General features: G+C 41.0%; 15 protein-coding genes. 4 read left to right on the forward strand and 11 right to left on the reverse strand.

All coding sequences use genetic code 11. The annotated features are described in order from the left end of the window. Position 1: 1 nt before the first annotated feature. Entirely contained in the window at positions 2 to 667 is a 666-nt protein-coding gene (locus ABFX33_RS19330) for a DUF2625 domain-containing protein (protein ID WP_346087581.1), read from the reverse strand. Positions 668 to 891: 224 nt separating this feature from the next. Between ABFX33_RS19330 and ABFX33_RS19335 the strand changes: the two genes are divergently transcribed. Then, positions 892 to 1,428: a YfiT family bacillithiol transferase gene (locus ABFX33_RS19335; protein WP_257091754.1), complete on the forward strand. Its 537-nt coding sequence runs from the start codon at positions 892 to 894 to the stop codon at positions 1,426 to 1,428. Positions 1,429 to 1,494: 66 nt separating this feature from the next. Here the strand turns inward: ABFX33_RS19335 and ABFX33_RS19340 are convergent, their stop codons facing one another. The 9 genes from ABFX33_RS19340 to ABFX33_RS19380 all read right to left on the reverse strand — a co-directional run bounded on the left by ABFX33_RS19340 (position 1,495) and on the right by ABFX33_RS19380 (position 12,761). After that, positions 1,495 to 1,725: a hypothetical protein gene (locus ABFX33_RS19340; protein WP_346087583.1), complete on the reverse strand. Its 231-nt coding sequence runs from the start codon at positions 1,723 to 1,725 to the stop codon at positions 1,495 to 1,497. An 8-nt stretch (positions 1,726 to 1,733) separates the two neighbouring features. Beyond that, positions 1,734 to 4,307: a tetratricopeptide repeat protein gene (locus ABFX33_RS19345; protein WP_346087584.1), complete on the reverse strand. Its 2,574-nt coding sequence runs from the start codon at positions 4,305 to 4,307 to the stop codon at positions 1,734 to 1,736. Positions 4,308 to 4,316: 9 nt separating this feature from the next. Then, positions 4,317 to 6,794, reverse strand: coding sequence for a tetratricopeptide repeat protein (locus tag ABFX33_RS19350; protein ID WP_346087586.1), 2,478 nt, complete (start codon positions 6,792 to 6,794; stop codon positions 4,317 to 4,319). 209 nt (positions 6,795 to 7,003) lie between these two features. Further along, positions 7,004 to 7,816, reverse strand: coding sequence for a hypothetical protein (locus ABFX33_RS19355; RefSeq protein WP_346087587.1), 813 nt, complete (start codon positions 7,814 to 7,816; stop codon positions 7,004 to 7,006). 175 nt (positions 7,817 to 7,991) lie between these two features. After that, positions 7,992 to 8,696 carry an NUDIX hydrolase gene (locus ABFX33_RS19360; RefSeq protein ID WP_120260801.1) on the reverse strand — a complete coding sequence of 235 codons (705 nt, stop codon included), beginning with the start codon at positions 8,694 to 8,696 and terminating at the stop codon, positions 7,992 to 7,994. Positions 8,697 to 8,700: 4 nt separating this feature from the next. Next, positions 8,701 to 9,615 carry a cysteine hydrolase family protein gene (locus ABFX33_RS19365; RefSeq protein ID WP_346087589.1) on the reverse strand — a complete coding sequence of 305 codons (915 nt, stop codon included), beginning with the start codon at positions 9,613 to 9,615 and terminating at the stop codon, positions 8,701 to 8,703. A gap of 63 nt (positions 9,616 to 9,678) precedes the next feature. Continuing rightward, positions 9,679 to 10,461 (reverse strand): NAD(+) synthase, encoded by a 783-nt coding sequence (nadE, locus tag ABFX33_RS19370; RefSeq protein ID WP_346087590.1) that lies wholly within the window; start codon positions 10,459 to 10,461, stop codon positions 9,679 to 9,681. Further along, positions 10,451 to 11,959, reverse strand: a complete 1,509-nt coding sequence (locus ABFX33_RS19375) for a nicotinate phosphoribosyltransferase (RefSeq protein ID WP_346087592.1) — start codon at positions 11,957 to 11,959, stop codon at positions 10,451 to 10,453. Before ABFX33_RS19375 ends, nadE begins: the two co-directional genes overlap by 11 nt. Further along, positions 11,952 to 12,761, reverse strand: coding sequence for a phosphoribosyltransferase family protein (locus ABFX33_RS19380; RefSeq protein WP_257091771.1), 810 nt, complete (start codon positions 12,759 to 12,761; stop codon positions 11,952 to 11,954). The genes ABFX33_RS19375 and ABFX33_RS19380 overlap by 8 nt, the downstream gene beginning before the upstream one ends. A gap of 399 nt (positions 12,762 to 13,160) precedes the next feature. Between ABFX33_RS19380 and ABFX33_RS19385 the strand changes: the two genes are divergently transcribed. The 3 genes from ABFX33_RS19385 (at position 13,161) to ABFX33_RS19395 (ending at position 15,601) form a co-directional block, all read left to right on the forward strand. After that, positions 13,161 to 13,655, forward strand: coding sequence for a hypothetical protein (locus ABFX33_RS19385; RefSeq protein ID WP_257091772.1), 495 nt, complete (start codon positions 13,161 to 13,163; stop codon positions 13,653 to 13,655). After that, positions 13,648 to 14,604, forward strand: coding sequence for a hypothetical protein (locus tag ABFX33_RS19390; protein ID WP_346087593.1), 957 nt, complete (start codon positions 13,648 to 13,650; stop codon positions 14,602 to 14,604). The genes ABFX33_RS19385 and ABFX33_RS19390 overlap by 8 nt, the downstream gene beginning before the upstream one ends. A gap of 319 nt (positions 14,605 to 14,923) precedes the next feature. Next, positions 14,924 to 15,601: a YiiX family permuted papain-like enzyme gene (locus ABFX33_RS19395; protein WP_346087595.1), complete on the forward strand. Its 678-nt coding sequence runs from the start codon at positions 14,924 to 14,926 to the stop codon at positions 15,599 to 15,601. A 1-nt stretch (position 15,602) separates the two neighbouring features. On the opposite strand, the gene ABFX33_RS19400 is transcribed toward ABFX33_RS19395, so the two are convergent. Beyond that, positions 15,603 to 16,793 (reverse strand): M20 metallopeptidase family protein, encoded by a 1,191-nt coding sequence (locus ABFX33_RS19400; RefSeq protein ID WP_257091777.1) that lies wholly within the window; start codon positions 16,791 to 16,793, stop codon positions 15,603 to 15,605. Positions 16,794 to 16,962 lie beyond the last annotated feature (169 nt).

The following is a 16,962-nucleotide window of genomic DNA, read 5'->3' on the forward strand; positions in this document are numbered from 1 at the left end:
TTTATCTTCCACTGGCAAACTCCATCGTGAAATGGTAGTTTTCGTCAATAGGCACTACTTTTCTATCAACCTTGCGCAGATCACGTGCTTCTTCTGTCCATAGAAAAGGATAGAATGAAAACACCTGATTTCCATCCAATTTTTGTACATCTTCAGCCCATTCCTTCCATCTAAATGTTTCATAAAATTGACGGATGTCACCCTTCAATGTCCAATAAATAAAATCAGAATAGCCGCACTCCAAACTTTCCCATTGCAAGGTGTCCTGTGCAAAATAATAGACCTGTCCTATGCCCTCGCCCAAAGCTCCAGCATTAATCGCGAAATATCCGCCCAAAACATCATCGGCAATTAACAAAAAACCACCTTTCTCCCCTTCTTTGTCAAAGCTTTTCCCTTTGTTCCACTCCATGATACCTCGATTCAATTTAGTCGAACCAGAGCCTAGGATCCGTAGCCATCCGCCATCGATGAGTATTCCACCGGTTTGATGAATAATAGCACCCATAGGTGATTTTGTGGTCATCTGAGCTCGTAGTAACTCCTCATCTGCCCGTTTTGGATTTCTGGGCAGTACCTCATAAGAATTGCTTGCTCCCTTCATCCATTCTTCGACCAGACCCCATCCTGAATCTGTCGGATTAATCAACTCATTTAGACTCTTCATTCCTTGTCTTTTATATTCAAAACAAACCATACTTACTTCCCTTACGACCTCATCTGCCGTAGAAAGAAGAATAAAGCGACGCATCTTGAATTGCCGAAATTACCACAATTCTTCCTGTCATCCAAATCACATAAGTTCATTAACTAAAGTCCAAAACAGGATTTAACCGTTACTTTACGCACAAAACATAAGAACATTGAAGCAATTTTCGTTAAATTTAAACCATGCAACATGAATTAGAAAAACTTAGGTATCCCATAGGCCGCTTTGCCGTACCAGATCATATAGACAAGCAACTACTGAATGATTGGATAAAAACAATCGCAGATTTCCCCGCGCGACTCAAATCCGAAGTCAGCGACCTGCCAGATATCGCTTTGGAGAAACGATATCGTCCAGACGGTTGGACCATCAGACAGGTGGTGCATCACTGCGCTGATAGCCATATGAATAGCTTTGTCCGTTTTAAGTTAGCGCTGACAGAAGATGACCCTACGATAAAACTCTATGAAGAAAACCTGTGGGCCGAACTTCCGGATTCAAAACACAATCCAATCGAAAGCTCCCTTAAATTATTAGAAGGCTTACACCAACGTTGGGAAATCTTGCTTAAGAGCCTGAGTGATGAGCAGCTTGAAAGAGCCTTTATTCATCCGGTTACAAAACGGTATATTTCCCTTAAAGTAAATATAGGTCTCTATGCCTGGCATTGTAATCACCATTTGATGCATATCGTCAACGCAAAAAATAGATCGGTCTAACGATAAAGTCTTATTTTCAGGTAACTGCCAAAAAAATCTATGCGCCCCCTTGAGAATTACCTATTCCTAGGCCATCAGCGACAGCGTGATCATAAAGGCACCAAAGGCTCCCAAAGCAAGGCCTACGATACCGGCGATCAAAAATGTCCGCAGATAATAGCCAAACGTTTTGGTCTTTTTCTGGACGATATGGATAATCCCCACAATCAGGGAATAACCTGCACCTACGCCAAAAAATAGCATAAAGGCTAGGTCGATCAGCATACCTGTGAAATCTAAATTCGCAGAAGATAACATCGTGCAGGTTATTTTTTCTTTTTAAACAGTTTACTAAAAAAGGATGAACTACTATTTTCTGTAGGTTCGTCCTTTGCTTCTACTCCCCCACTTTTCTCATTCGCCCAAATCAACAATTCGGGTTCAATATCCAAGTCGTGTTGTCGGGCAAAGTTCGACCAGTAGGCATGTTTTTCCTGATCCATAAAGTCGGGATCATTTTTATAATAACCCAATAAGCTTTCTGTAGCAGACTCATAAACACCATAATGATTTGCCCGCTCAAAATAATGAACGGCTTTTTTACTGTCCTTTTTAAATTTTAACCCCGCATCATACATCAAACCGTAATAAATATTGGAATAGCTATCCGCTTTATCTTTCTTCAGATAAACAAGTAGACGGTCATAGTCATCTAAACTATAATAAATCGAAGCAATATTGCGATTATTTTCAACCAGCTTCAATTCCGCTTTTTTGTAGTAATCCAATGCTTTTTCGAGATCTTCCTCTACATAGGTCCCACTAAAATAGAAATAACCCAAATTGGATAATGCATAGCCATTCCCAAGGTCAGCCCCTTTGTTATAGGCCTCAAAAGCTTTTTTTAGATCCGAAGTATAACCTATTCCATGCTGATAAAGATAACCGATGCTATTCCAAGAAGCTGCATATCCCTTTTCGGCGGACCGCTCATAGTATGCAATTCCTTTTTTCAGGTCCAGAAAACGTTTATCTTCATTATCGGTATCCGTATAGATATTACCAAGTTCATACATACTGCTTTCATTGTCCTGATCAGCTGAAAATGTAAAGTAACGGATAGCACTTTCGACGTCTCCATTTCTGCAGCAATCCATGGCCATGTGATACAAGGTATAACTATCATAAGCAGATTCAAAATCTACGCCCCGATCCGCTTTCCACTGGGTAAAAAAATGATCAAAAACCTCGAGCTCCTTCCCTTCCAGCTTGTCCAATGCCTTGATATAATATCCATACTGATCTTGGGGCACCTCTTCCAATCCCTCATATCCTTTATTGAACAGTTTGCGGTCGCGCAACATCATTAGATCTTGATAATGCCGTACACTACCACAGATGAAATCGAAGGATTCACTCAGTTCTTTGCTATCAGTATCGTAGTAATAATACCCGCCCACCTGATCTTGCAGGATAAAATAGTCCATCAGCGCATAGCTGATCGTGGCATAATATGCTGACAATGGTAGCAGCCAGCTTTTAGTCTCCGTGTGATAGATTCCTCTTTCCGATTCGGTTTCGATGATATAACAATTATAGGCACCATTACCAAAATCGGCACCTCCCTGTATAGATTTAATCGTCAGATCTTGCAGAAGAAAATCCCGACTAGCGAGGTCATACAGAAAATATTTGCCTTCCGAAAGGTAATATAATGCGCTGAGCCCATTCATGGCATTTAGCACAGCCACATCTTTTACCAAAAGGGAGCCGTCTGCTGCATGGACTGATTTCTTTTTTTTATTGTTTAAATTGACCGCGTAAAAATCAAACAACAATTCGTTCAAAACCCCTTCTGGATATTTGCCCAATAGAACACCTTGATTGGAATAATATTTACGTAGTTTGCTGTTTGCTATCGGCTGATAAATAAAACCCTCGTAGTCTATTTCAAAAGGTTCATCAGAACCTTCCGTATGAAAGCCCTTACCTTCGGCATCGATAATGTCATATTTTCCGTCCCGCTGTCCCTGATAGAATCCATAAGCAAAATCGTCCAAAACCGCATAGTTCAAGGGAATAATTGTAGCGCCAGTCTCCACGTCCACCAAGCCATGCTTGCCCGCTAAACTCACTTTTCCTACAATGGTACCACGGCCGCTCTGTACAGGCGCTGCAGAGGCGTACATACAAGGGATGGTCTCTTCGCCCTTTCTATTTAAATAACCAAACAAACCTTCTTTCGCAACAACTGCAAAGCCATTGTAATCAAAGTCTCCGATCTCGTCATAACAGGGTTCAACTTTCACCTCAGCCTTCGCATTCCGGATTCCCCAGCGTCCATTTTCTTCAAAAAACTGGTTATCAAGACTATCAATCGCTTCCGTATTCCACCAGCCCAATCCATAGTTGCTCCACTCAGCCTCTAACATCGCTAAAAAGGAATCATAACCTGAACGGCTCAAGATAGGATAAAGCGCTGATAACGACTGCTTCTCTATTGCTTTTTCGTAATACAGGTTCTTCTCATAGATTTCAAAAGCAAAATCCTTTGCTTGTTGGCTATGTTTCACCTCAGACATATTAAAAACATCACGCGCATTGATCTGGAAGCATTCAAATGGAAGTCCATGCAGAAAATCGAACATTTTTTCGATGGTCAATAGGACAGCAGCATTGGATATCAAGTTATACTCCTGAATAAGCAGATCGAAGAATCTCCTTAATCTTAAAACACCCGCTTCTTTTTCAGCATATACCAAGGTACCTTTTGCTTTTGGATTTGCGGCAAACAGGGGCAGCAACAAATCTGGAATGACATAGTTCCATTCACCCAAATAAGCATGGAAATACTCCTGATCTTTTTTATCCGTGTTATAAATATAAATTCGATGTGCCATATTCTTTTTTTATTCTTCAATATCAACGTCATTGTTTTTGGCAAAATCCAACCAAAAGTTGTATTTAGCGGCATCTGCAAACGCTCCATTTTTATAGTAATACAAGAGACGATTGACGGCATAAGCATAGGTAGCGTTTTCGTTTGCCTGTTCGTAGTAACGCAGCGCCTTTACCATACTCTGTTTTACGCCCCAACCTTCTTCATACAAAATCCCATAATAAATTGCAGCATACTGTCCCGCTTTATCCTTTTTCAGATAACGTAAAAGATTAGTGTAATCTTTCTGTTGATAATAAATTTCAGCTATCTGTGCATCGTTGTCGATGCCTTCTTTTTCAGCCTGCTTAAAATAATACAAGGCTTGCCCATAGTCCTGTTCAAGATGTTCTCCTTCATAATACCAGTGACCAAGATTGCTCATTGCTTGCGTTTCCCCCAGTGCCGCAGCTTTTTGGTAAGCTTCTAAGGCTTTGGGAATGTCAAGCGGCAGACCAAGGCCCGTAGCATAGATGAACCCTAAGTTCGTCCAAGCTTGCGCATGATCCTGTGCGATAGCCTGCTTGTAGAAGCCGATCGCTTTAGGAATATCCAGAAAATCTTGATGATCTGTATCGCAATAGATATTGCCAAGAAGGTATTGGCAGTCGGCACTACCTCGGGAGGCACCGATAGTCAACAAAGGTATAGCCTCGGCTATCTTACCGGCCCAATTTAGTTTCCGCGCTTTTTCGTATAACGTATCGTTATCAAGATAAGATTCGTACCCCGCTCCTTTTCGTTTTGTCCATGCTTGATAAAATTGTACAAAGTAGCTCTGGTCAGCTCCCTGCAAATTATATTTTTCGGCATACAAACGGCCAAATGCTGTTTCAGGAAATTCAGCGACATTTCGTTTTAGATCTACATAAAACAGCCTTTCTCCTTTAAATAAAAGTAAGAATTCACCTTCGCTTCGTTCCGGATGAGGATCATGAATCGGCGCACTGACATAATCGTAAAGTTCGCTACAGAAATTCACTTTGGTATCAAAATAGCGCATTCCTTCGGATTGTTGGATACGCATAAAGTCCATATAGCAATATTCGATTTTTAGATAAGCCGGATCAGGTTCGAGTAGCCATTGATCAAGATAAGCTTCATATATCCCTTGCCCTTCGGCACAGGCGACAACAAAGACATCTTTTCGTAAGTTTTTAATGCTATCGACCAAGATTTTAGCAATAGATCGATCGACTAAGCGGAATAGATCATGCGCGAGTGCGTAAATCTGCCATTGTTTATTTTTCAGGTATGCGATGCTACGATAATCATCCAGGACGATGATACGGTCAATCTCTTCATCCAGCACAGTACCATCAGGCTTGATGATTGAAATCTTGCGCTGCAACTTATTGGGTTTGATCCAGAAATAGGCGTTGGGAAGAGCCTGTAGGCTATCTTCCAGAAAACTACCCAAATAGTGACCATCCATACGAAAGTATTTCCGCTTCATGGTCCCTTTTTGCCGCTTATAAAAAAGCTTACTGTAATCGTATCCAAAAGGTTCATCCGCCGATTCGGTAATAACCTGTGTTCCATCAGCAGCAAAAAGAAAATAGTTATCACCTTGCTTTGCATTCAAAAAACCACGGGCAAACCAGTCCAAATCATCATAGGCAGCAGGTAATGAAAGTTGTTTGCTATCAATATTCAATATACCTCGTTTCCCTTCGATTTCAACCTCAGCATAATTAATCCCATCGATAACACGCGCGTCAAATGCCTCAACGTACTGACAGGGTACGATCTCCTCTCCCCGATCATTGATGTAACCAAATAGTTGATCCAGTTCAGCCACAGCAATCCCCGCTTCATTGAACTCAAATAGCTCATCATATTTCGCAGCGACCCGAATATTTCCAAGAGCATCCTTTAATCCTTGTTTTCCATTTTCTTCAAAGACTTCGGTTCCCTCCTGCTGAAAAGCATGTTCTTCCCACAAACCCAAACCATAGTTAATCCAGTCTGTCTCGAGCATTTCCAGAAAAGTATCATAGCCTGATAATTGCAAGATCTTCTGAAGAGGATCCAAACGCTGCTGCTCAAGGGCCTGTGTGTATAAAGCTCCCGTCGTCCTGATCTCATCTACCCAGTCACTTGCCTGTGCTGTATGTTTTTCTACATTCATATTGAAGACATCCCGTCCATCGATTTGAAAGGTATCGAATGGCAAACTTTCCAAAAATTCAAACATCTTGTTGACCGGTTCTGCATACTTCTTTTTGTAATGCAATTGATAAACATCAGCAAGCAGCGCATAAAAATAGCGTAACCTTGCAATACCGTCTTCCTTATTGGCATAGAGCTGTGTTCCTTGGGAACGGATACCCGAAGAAAATAGCGGGAACATCAGAGCTGGAATTTCATAATTCCATTCGGCCAGATGTGCTTCAAATGTTTCTTTTGTTTTAGGATTTACGTTATATATATAAATGCGATGCGCCATAACCTTATTGCCCGATAGTCTTAAAATAGATCGCGCTTACCTCAATAGATGAAAACGGCAAGCACTGTACCTGATGCAGTAAAAATACAGCTATTATTAAATATTCTGCTTAGCGGAAAACAGGGATTTTTCCTTTTGCTAATTCCTACTTGCAAGGGCAGTTTGCCAGGAAAAGCAATTTGAGATTCGATGCATCCCTATTGATGACATCAATTTTCGGAAATAATATCCAGTCTATAGAAACCCGCTCGCTTATCGTGCGGTGCCCCATAGAAAAAATTCCGAAAGTATAGCTGCTGATCTCCTTTCCAAAAGATCTCTTTTAGGGTACATAGTTCAAAGTTATCATTCCAGTCCAGGGGAATCTGCGCATAGGTCAGATAGACCTCATTTTCCTTTTTTTGCAAAAAGTAACTGGAACATTCCTGCCCGTTAAACATGCCATTCAATCTATATTTCTTATGCTTAGAGAAATAGACATAGTCTAAATTGCCGATTTCTTCGATATCCCATTTCCCCTGACGCAAATCAAGTGCCTGATCTGTCGTATGTCCTCCTTCCAACAACAAAATCTCTTCAGATGGAAAATATTTTACAAACATATTCTCCAACAGATCAATGGCACCTTCTGTTTTTCCGGCCGTTAGTAAGCGACCATCATTAAGTCGTACCTGAGCAATTACATCCCCCTCCACCAATGTATCAATTTCCATGGCCTTACCTGGAATATAGTCTCCAAATACGACACGGCCCTGCAATAGCTTTTTCGCGACTTTTACATCGCTGATCGAAGCGATGGTATCTCTCCTATAATCCGTCTTTTGCTGTTCCTTAAAAAAGCTGATGGAATCTATCTTATAAATTCTGATCATTTTATCCTGAAAGACAAGCGAATCGACCGCTGGCTTTTCGCTTACAATAGCCTCCTTTATTGGAGGAGAAACAGGATTTTTTACCTTGTTTTGTTGACATGCCATACATAGCGACAAAACAAGACCAGCGCAATAAAGTACTTTTTTCATACAACAGATAATTCACCATTAAGATATTTCAATCTAATATCGTATTTCAATCACATAATAGGAAAGGTAAGTCAATTTAAGCGCTGTGACAATCGATATTCGACTTGTAAACGCTAAATATTGAAATGGATAAAGGCTCATGTTGTTTCATGAGCCTGATGGATAAGGTAAATTGTCAGATTTCGAAGTAAAATCCTGTTTCTTTGAGTTCTTCGTATTTTTCTTTATCAAAACTATAGATTTTTGCTGCTCTGGCATGTCTATCCTTTTGCATGTCGCTATGGTCGATCAACAGATCCATGCTCAGTATCTTTTTGCGAAAATTACCGCGATCTATCGAACGCTGCAGAATTGTTTCATACAATTTGTGCAGGTCAGGTAAGGTAAACTGTGCCGGCAGCAGTTCAAATCCGATGGGCTGGTAACGGATTTTACCTTTGAGGCGTTCGACCGCAACAGACAAGATCTGCTGATGATCGAAAGCCAAATCAGCTACCTCCTCCAAACTAAACCATTGCACCGCATCGATATCAAGTCCAGCCTCCAGGATATATTCGTTAGGTTTAACTAAGGCATAATAGGCAATACTGATGACCCGTCCCCGGGGATCACGGTTTAAATCCGAAAAGGTATAGAGCTGCTCAAGAAAGATATTGCTGAGTCCAGCTTCTTCGGACAATTTACGTAGCGCACATTCATCCGCAGTTTCATCCTCCTGAATAAAGCCACCGGGAAATGCCCATTTCCCTAAGTAAGGTTCTATCGCCCGTTTGGTTAATAACAGTTTAAGTTGATTTTTTTCAAAACCAAAGATTACACAATCGACTGTAACGGCGGGTCTGGGGTATTCGTAGTTATATGTTTTTGGAGTACTGACCATCTTGTTATAAAATTACGTCTGTGGACTTTTTGATCTGTATGCCGTATTTTTCATGCAGTGAATCAAAAGCCTGCTGTGTAGATTCTTCGAAACCAGCAATAGGTGACATACAGTCTATCAGTAGGGTAATGCGGGACGTAATCGCTTTATCCGCCGCAAAATATTCCAATATCTGCATTGCAGATGCCAATACACAGTGACTTGATGCCTGTCCAGCGATATAAATGGCATCGTAGGCCTGGATAGCCTCGAGCACGGCATGATTGACAAATTTATTGTCATCGTATTCGGCTTTGATGATACCGTACATTTCAGTGTAGGGATCCTGTCCTTTATAAACCAATAGGGGTTTGACTTGACGTACAGCGCTGTGAAAATAGAGCATATTGGTAAATTGACTTTCCAATTGCGCCCCCGAGCTGCCCTCTAAACAATGATAGGGCCAGATGCAAAGCTCCTTTTTCCCTTCGGTTTCTAAATTTTTAAGATACGCTAGAGATTGTTCAGCTGTGTCCGCATTGGCGACAGTCCATGTTCCATCGATAAGATCCTTGTGACGGATGACCGTAAAAGGTTTGGGCTGATTTCCTTGCTTATCCACCCACCAGTCTGCATGGAAAATCTGCAGCAGTGAATGACAGTCAAGGCTGCACATGACCTGTGTCAGAGAATCCATGTTGTTGTACATCCATTGAGTCAGCCGTTGTACATCAGCACGCGAACCAGCTACCGGTAGACTGCCAATGGATTCCATAAAATCGTTCTGTACATCAATCGCCAAAAGCAGTGTACGCTTTTTATCCGATGCAGCAGGCAGGATTTGCTCCTGCCCAACCAATGACAATATGGACGGAATATGATCCCTTTTTTCGGATGCGATCTCTCTTACATCAACAATCTGTTCATATCTTGTTTTCATCTTCAATAATTATGTATTGTATGTGTCCTAAACCTAACCTTTTCCTATCAGCTCTACTTTTTACTAGCCTTTGAAAGTTGGAATCGCAGCAAACTTATGAGCAGATTGTTGTTGACGTCTACGGATCAGTTCATCTATCGTCGGCTCACCGGATGTTCCGGTCAGAATAAATCCGTCAATCTGTGCATAGCTCATGCCCAATTCTTCTTCATCTGTCTGTCCTTCCCATAGACCTGCTGAAGGACTCTTATATTGAATGGATTCGGGGACACCTAGGTATTTTGCCAGTGTATATACTTCTTGCTTGGTCACCATAGCCAAGGGATTAAGATCATAAGCGCCATCTCCCCATTTGGTAAAGTAACCTACGGTCGCTTCGGCCATATTGCCGGTACCGATCACAAAACGGCTTCCCAATTGTGCAAATTGGTAGAGGTAAGTCATGCGGACCCGTGGCCGGATATTGGCTAAGCTCAAGACACGGTTGGATTCGCTTGAAGCTGCAATATAGGCTTCGTTATTGATCGTCAGCGCATCCACCGCTGGTTTGATATCAAAGATATGGTAGGGAAAATCAAATTTTTCAATAAGCTCCATCCCATGTGCATGACTCTTGCTATTGTTCATGTCACTACCATAGGGCATCATCACTAAATGGACATCTACTTTCGCCAAGTGGCATAAACAAGCAACCACACTACAGTCAATCCCGCCGCTCATGCCCAGTACCAAACCTTGACGGTTTGCCGCATTCACTTGTCCCGCAATCCATGATGCCATTTGTTGTGCATACTGTCCAACGTTTTCATCATTGATGAAAAACGGTTTTCCTAGGTTATTTTCCATATACTCTTATTGATTCTGTTTGTAATCTATTTCTTATTTCCTTAAAGCTAGCTGTGCTGACAAAGGCCCCATCCACAAAACATTCTTTGAGCAGGTTGCTATCATTCAATTGTTCGATGGTCGTTGGATTGAGATCGTCTATCAAGCGAAAATCATTGTTTTCAAATACAACGGCAACCATACCTTTTTGGGATTTCTTAAAATTACCGGTGTCTGTGGCCGGTCTTTTTTGAATAGCTTTAAACTGACCGTCCACAATTTCGGCCGTTCCCTTTAAAGCGAAGCCAAAGGTATCTCTTGTGACATACTGATAGGTATAGGATCCTATTCCAAGTATTGTGTTGGTCGAGGCAAAACCTTTCGCCATCAAACCTTCGCAGATCTTAGTTGCCCGTTCCACAGTGATGGAGTCGCCATAGACAACACCAATATGTGGATCAAGTTCTTTGAAGCCTTTCGCATTGACCGTCCCGCCAAAGAGTTCAAATAAACGGTCGACAATCCCTTTTTGAACTGTTTCGTGATCAGCTTCCGGATCACCACAAATAATTTTAACAGGATCGCCACTGTCTGGTCGAATGACAACTTTTCCTTCCCGTCCCATGATCAGGTCTTTCAATTGTGGCAATACGTGATCCACAACATGCCATAGGTCATAGGTATCGGACACAATAGAAATGTTTCCGCTGGGGTAAACCTCCGTAATCAAATGTCGGAAGGCTTCAACCTCCTGTTCACCGTAAGAACACATCACACTATGCTCTGTTGAAGGCGTGTACATCATGACATCACTTGTGGCTGCGTAATAGGTTTTGAGGTATTCCCGAACAGAGAGTGTTGCGGAAACGCCGAAGCTTAGTAAATGTCCACCTGCAGTGCGATAAGCGGTTTCAGGCGATCCCATACCACGCATTGAGAAGTCTCCAGCTTGGGTGAATACTTTATTGATATCGCCTGTTTTTTCAGCAAAACCTGTCAACAATCGCTTGTATTGATCGGCGATAGTCGCCGCGGTCATTGGCGACCAGATATAAGCAGAGAGTTGCGTTTCAAGATAACCTGGCAACCAGAAGAAATCTGGATGGGTATTCTCGATCGTAAACATCGGCACGCCTATCGGTACGAGACTCCCCTCTTTCAAAGCTTTCACCTTAATCGGAAGATAGCCCAAACGATGTAAATCGCGTATATGTTGTGACTGATGTGTGCGCGCAAAATTGCTATTGGTCATCGCGAAAACTTCACGAATGGCTTCTTCATACTGCGCAACAACTGTATCCTCAGGTTGGGTGAAAAAATATTCATCGAAAGAATTACTGATCTCCGCCAGAGCACCTTGCAATCCAAAGAAGGCAACATGGCTTATTCCTGCGATCCGGGACATCCGGGGAGTCCAGGTTTCGTATACCCATTCTGTATGTGCTGGATATTGATCCTTGTGACACAATTTGTAACCGTCGGTCCAGAGAATCGGATTTTTGCTCATTGCTCTAAACATAGCTTTCAGTTGTTAAGTTGATATAATTTAATTTCGGATGCATGGTATTCATCATAGAATCTGTGGTGAAAACAAGGTCGATCGGTGAATCTTCCTCCAACAAAGTACCTTTGAAAATCCTTGGCTCACAATGGGTCACCAACAGGTAGATTTCATTTGCCCCCATCTCCTTTAGAATTTTTCCAGCCCAGAGAAATGTTCCACCTGCAGAACATAAATCATCGACAATTATGCATTTGGCACCTTTTACAATGTTACCTGTTTTTAATTTCATCGCTTCGATACGTCCCGTTTGTGGGTTGCGTTGCTTTTCAAAGACACAGGCATCTTCGTAGCCACTATTTAAATAGCGTGCCGCGGCCCCTTTATCCGGAAATACAATTCGGTCATTATCTGAAAATTCGAGTTTTTCCATGAGTTTCGGCAACCAATCTAGCGCAGGATAAATCGCTACACTATTTTCCAACAATGTGAGGGTTGTTTCGGAATGTGGCTCTACAACATATACTTTATCAAACTGCAGGCTATTGATAAATGCAGCGACATATTTTAGGGTAAATAGGTCGCCCTCAATTTTGCGATCCATACGACTATAGGGCATATAACGAATCCATAATTTACAACTCGCTCCTGCTTCTTCAAGTCGTTTCTTTACAAAAAACAAACGGATCAAATCGCCATCTTCCTGATAGGTAAATTCGAGCAGATTATCCGCTTTGATCCACTGATCGAAATCCTTCACTTTCGTTTCTCCATTTGGAAACTGTTCGGTGATGAGCTGATGTTTATTTAATATAATCATTTTTCTTTTTTTACAACCACTCTATTTGAGTACTTTTTACTCAACAAATATGCGTATTATTTTCACTTTGGCAAAATATATTGAGTACTTTTTACTCAATAAATCAAAACAAAAACACAAACTCTTAAATACCAGTAAAATAACTCTTATTAAAAACACCTTATTCATTAATAACGCGCAATAAAAAATCACAGTTTTACTTTCTTTGGCATCTAAGCATACACAAACAAACGCTAAAATTCGCTTGAAAATGAGAAATACAAAACGACCAAGAGGCCATATAAAATTAGCTGAATACAGGGATAGTACCTTTCGCTGAAAATCGGATCTTTGTCTTTAAGACAAATAAGTCAAGCGAATTGATCGCAACATTGACTGCCAAAAGAACAAAATATTCGCATGAACAAAGAAAAATTAATCAATAAGGATATTGAAGCTATTTTACAAACTGAATATCAGGACATCACGCAGTTGGTCGAAGATTATCAGGAAGTTCCGGTCAGTGAGGAAAATCAGGAAGCCTTATACGCTTATAACCTGCTTTATATGAATATACATTCTTTATCGGAACAGGAATATCTTGATGCATTCAATCAATTGGGTGAAAAATACCCCAATTACGGCCTAGCGGCAGAAAATGACCACAGCAGAACAATTGCCGAACTGGAGCGATTGAAACAGGCATTCAACCAACTATACTTACAAACCGAGCAAGGGCAATATTTACTTCAACTCAAACTCAGGAGTATTGAGCTGGACATTCAAGTATATCGAAAACTGATGCAATTGCCGATTACTCCTAACATTCAAGCTGAAATAGATCTACTGGAATCAGATTCCTACAAACTTATAGATGAGATCGAAACAATTTTAACACAATATGTTGATGAATAAGTTGTATTTCATTCGAGCATTGCTCTTGCGAACATCAACATATATATGCTGCTTTTTCGTTAGCATAAGCACAGTCCTATTGCCGCAGGGGGCTTGGGCGGTTTCTCGTAATCAACCCCAACAGCAGTCGTTCAGCCCCTATTCGATCAGTGACGATGGCTATTTACACTACAATCTACAGGTAAATGACAGCAGCTATCTTGCTATAGTATTGAATCTGAATACCCTATTCCCAGGCACAAACGCCGAAAATCTTAGGCTGAAACAATATGAATTAACTGACTCAGAACTTAAAATCAGTAGTTATCAGGGGGCTCCGATGTCCGTTAATTATCGAGTTACTGACAACGAACTCAACATATTAAGAACAAGCAATTTGCCATCCGAACCCAGGTTAGTCAACCATTTGTTTTCCTTAGAATTCATTGAAGAGCTGACAGCACTGTTTGCGGCAAACGATTTGGAACAATTAAAGCGACTCAACTGGGGGACCGTCCCCAAAGAAAACATACTCTTGTTTTTAAGCCATTTGAACGATTTCTCCAACACAGCAGAATTTGGTTACAATGCGATCCACAATATGTTAGCCAATAAAAACTACGCTGTGGCAAAGTTCTTTTACAACTCATTTTTGACAAAGAATAAGAATTTCAATGACTTTGAATTGCTTAAAATAGCGATCGAACAGGACGACATGGATTTTATCAAAAAAACATCCTTAAACAGTTTAGACATCTTGGGTATAGATGAGGTCAAATTCGACTACAGTTTTACACAATGCACCTTGCTCGGTAAAGCAATACAACAAAAAAACAAGGTTATCGCACGCTATCTTTTGGATCATGGTGCTTCAACAGAAAAGGTATACAAATATGAAACAGAAGTACTTAATGCAATCCAACTCGCAGAGCGGGCGAAAGCAAAAAAGCTATCTGATCTTTTTAAATAAAACAACACTTATCACACATCAAACTATCTATCATCCTAATAGCTAAACTTAAAAACAATTCATAACCATAAGATAAGGACAACAACTTATGCTATGCACTACTTCTGGTAGTATAGGGATTGAATAACAGCATAACTATTTAAGGGAATAACAAGATTGAAAAAGCAATTCATAATCAGCGCATACTAACAACAGCTAAAATAACGTTACCAAAATAAAGTCATACAGATAAATCAATAAATTATGCCGATACGTTTCGTATCTTACTGGAATAAACGATAATAGCAGATGATATGATCCTATTAAAAAAATTACACAGATGAAAAAAATAGCTGTATTTATCCTGATAATCATTTGCACGCTGCTGATCGGGCGATATTATTTCCATATTAATGCAACGAAAGCTCAAAACGGATCTTTAGATAAAAAAGTTAAAAGTAGCGCGATGCTACCTCAGTTAAAAGATGGCGATATGATCTTTCAGTCATCCGTCTCGCCTCAATGTAAAGCTGTACAACTGGCCACAGGTTCTCCTTACTCTCACTGTGGTCTTATTTTTCATGAGGATGGAAAACCTTACGTGCTGGAGGCTGTTCAACCCGTCACAGTGACCAGCTTGACAGATTGGATTGCTCGAGGAAAAAACAAACATTATGTCATCAAACGACTTAAAGAAGCAGAGAAAGTACTATCAAAAGAAGCTTTAGCTAAAATGAAGGGAATCGGTGAGGGATTTTTGGGTAAAAACTACGATGCCACATTCGAATGGTCGGACAACAGAATTTATTGTTCGGAACTGATCTGGAAAATCTATCAACGCGGTGCTGGAATCGAAGTAGGCAAACTGGAAAAACTCAAAGATTTTGACCTCAGTAGCGCCGAGGTCAAAAGCAAACTCAAAGAACGTTACGGCAATCTGATTCCTTTGGAGGAAACAGTCATTTCACCGGCATCTATTTTCAATAGTAAGCTTTTGACAACGGTAGCAAGCAACTAATTTAAGACTCGCTCAAGAGGGACAGTGCAGCATTTACAAAAACTGAAATTCCTATTTTAAATGCCTTTTCGTCGAGGTTGAACTGAGGATTATGAAGCCCATGTTGGGTCGCATTATCGTTATTATTCGTCCCCACCAACATAAACAAAGCCGGATATTGATAAGAGTAATAAGCAAAATCTTCTGCTGCCATCCAAATTTCCAAATCCTGTACCACATCATTTCCCATGGTTGTCTGTATGATATTTTTTATCTGCTGGGTCAATTCAGGGTTGTTGTTCAACGCAGGATAGCCATGTCGAACCTCGACATCCACTGTCGCTCCCAAAGCTACAGGTAATGTTTGCGAAATTTCGGCAACTGTTTCCAACGCTTCTTTACGCCAGGCTTCGTCCATTGTACGGAAGGTTCCGGCCAGTTTGACTTCTTCAGGGATAACATTAGCTGCCCCCTCACCGATAAAACGACCAAAAGTAAGGACGGATGGGATATCCGGATTCGCCTTACGGCTGACCACTTGCTGTAAGGTCGTGAGCAGCTGCGCAGCGATCATAATGGGGTCGATGGCCCGATGTGGCTCAGCAGCATGGCCACCACGCCCTTTGATCGTCATGTAAAATTCATCACTCGAAGCCATAAACCTCCCTGGTCGTAAGCCTATTTTTCCCAACGGAACACGTGGACTTACGTGCATTCCCAAAATAGCTTTAATCTTTCCACCAAAAGATTCCAATATACCGGATTCCAAAATCTGGATTGCCCCACCGGGAATTTTTTCCTCCGCAGGCTGAAACAGTAATACAATCTTTCCTGAAAATTCAGCTTTATACCCCTTTAAGACTGAAGCTACACCCAATAGATTTGCTGTATGAAAATCATGTCCGCAAGCGTGCATGACACCTTCATTTTTAGATTTATAGAACACATCATTCTGCTCATGAATCGGTAAGGCATCAATGTCAGCCCTTAAAACCACAATAGTATCACTAGGCGATTTTTCGCCCTCCAATAGGGCAACCACACCAGTATTGGCCACAAGTTTAAATGGGATATCGAGTGCGGTTAATTGTTGCTGGATATAGGCACTCGTCTCATATTCCTGAAAAGACAGTTCAGGATGCTGATGGATATGCCGACGGATAGCAACAATCTTCGGGAAAATAGCATCAATTTCAGCGTTCAAGTCTTTCATTATCGAGATATTAGTTAAAAACGATATTTCTATTATGATAATCTTATATAAATCGTCCAACAAGTTAAGTTAAAAATATTGTATGCCAAAGCCAGGGGAAGAAATACCAAGTCTATTAGGCGAACCCGCACAGCGTCATAATCGCGTCAATATTTTTGCTTTGGGGGCA

Source organism: Sphingobacterium ginsenosidimutans (genome assembly GCF_039536865.1).
GTDB lineage: Bacteria > Bacteroidota > Bacteroidia > Sphingobacteriales > Sphingobacteriaceae > Sphingobacterium > Sphingobacterium detergens.

Coding starts and splice junctions, on each gene's coding strand:
- ABFX33_RS19355 (WP_346087587.1), bottom strand. CDS start 7,816: ATGAAAAAAGTACTTTATTGCGCTGGTCTTGTTTTGTCGCTATGTATG.
- ABFX33_RS19340 (WP_346087583.1), bottom strand. CDS start 1,725: ATGTTATCTTCTGCGAATTTAGATTTCACAGGTATGCTGATCGACCTA.
- nadE (WP_346087590.1), bottom strand. CDS start 10,461: ATGGAAAATAACCTAGGAAAACCGTTTTTCATCAATGATGAAAACGTT.
- ABFX33_RS19335 (WP_257091754.1), top strand. CDS start 892: ATGCAACATGAATTAGAAAAACTTAGGTATCCCATAGGCCGCTTTGCC.
- ABFX33_RS19365 (WP_346087589.1), bottom strand. CDS start 9,615: ATGAAAACAAGATATGAACAGATTGTTGATGTAAGAGAGATCGCATCC.
- ABFX33_RS19380 (WP_257091771.1), bottom strand. CDS start 12,761: ATGATTATATTAAATAAACATCAGCTCATCACCGAACAGTTTCCAAAT.
- ABFX33_RS19385 (WP_257091772.1), top strand. CDS start 13,161: ATGAACAAAGAAAAATTAATCAATAAGGATATTGAAGCTATTTTACAA.
- ABFX33_RS19360 (WP_120260801.1), bottom strand. CDS start 8,696: ATGGTCAGTACTCCAAAAACATATAACTACGAATACCCCAGACCCGCC.
- ABFX33_RS19395 (WP_346087595.1), top strand. CDS start 14,924: ATGAAAAAAATAGCTGTATTTATCCTGATAATCATTTGCACGCTGCTG.
- ABFX33_RS19330 (WP_346087581.1), bottom strand. CDS start 667: ATGAAGAGTCTAAATGAGTTGATTAATCCGACAGATTCAGGATGGGGT.
- ABFX33_RS19375 (WP_346087592.1), bottom strand. CDS start 11,959: ATGTTTAGAGCAATGAGCAAAAATCCGATTCTCTGGACCGACGGTTAC.
- ABFX33_RS19345 (WP_346087584.1), bottom strand. CDS start 4,307: ATGGCACATCGAATTTATATTTATAACACGGATAAAAAAGATCAGGAG.
- ABFX33_RS19400 (WP_257091777.1), bottom strand. CDS start 16,793: ATGAAAGACTTGAACGCTGAAATTGATGCTATTTTCCCGAAGATTGTT.
- ABFX33_RS19350 (WP_346087586.1), bottom strand. CDS start 6,794: ATGGCGCATCGCATTTATATATATAACGTAAATCCTAAAACAAAAGAA.
- ABFX33_RS19390 (WP_346087593.1), top strand. CDS start 13,648: ATGAATAAGTTGTATTTCATTCGAGCATTGCTCTTGCGAACATCAACA.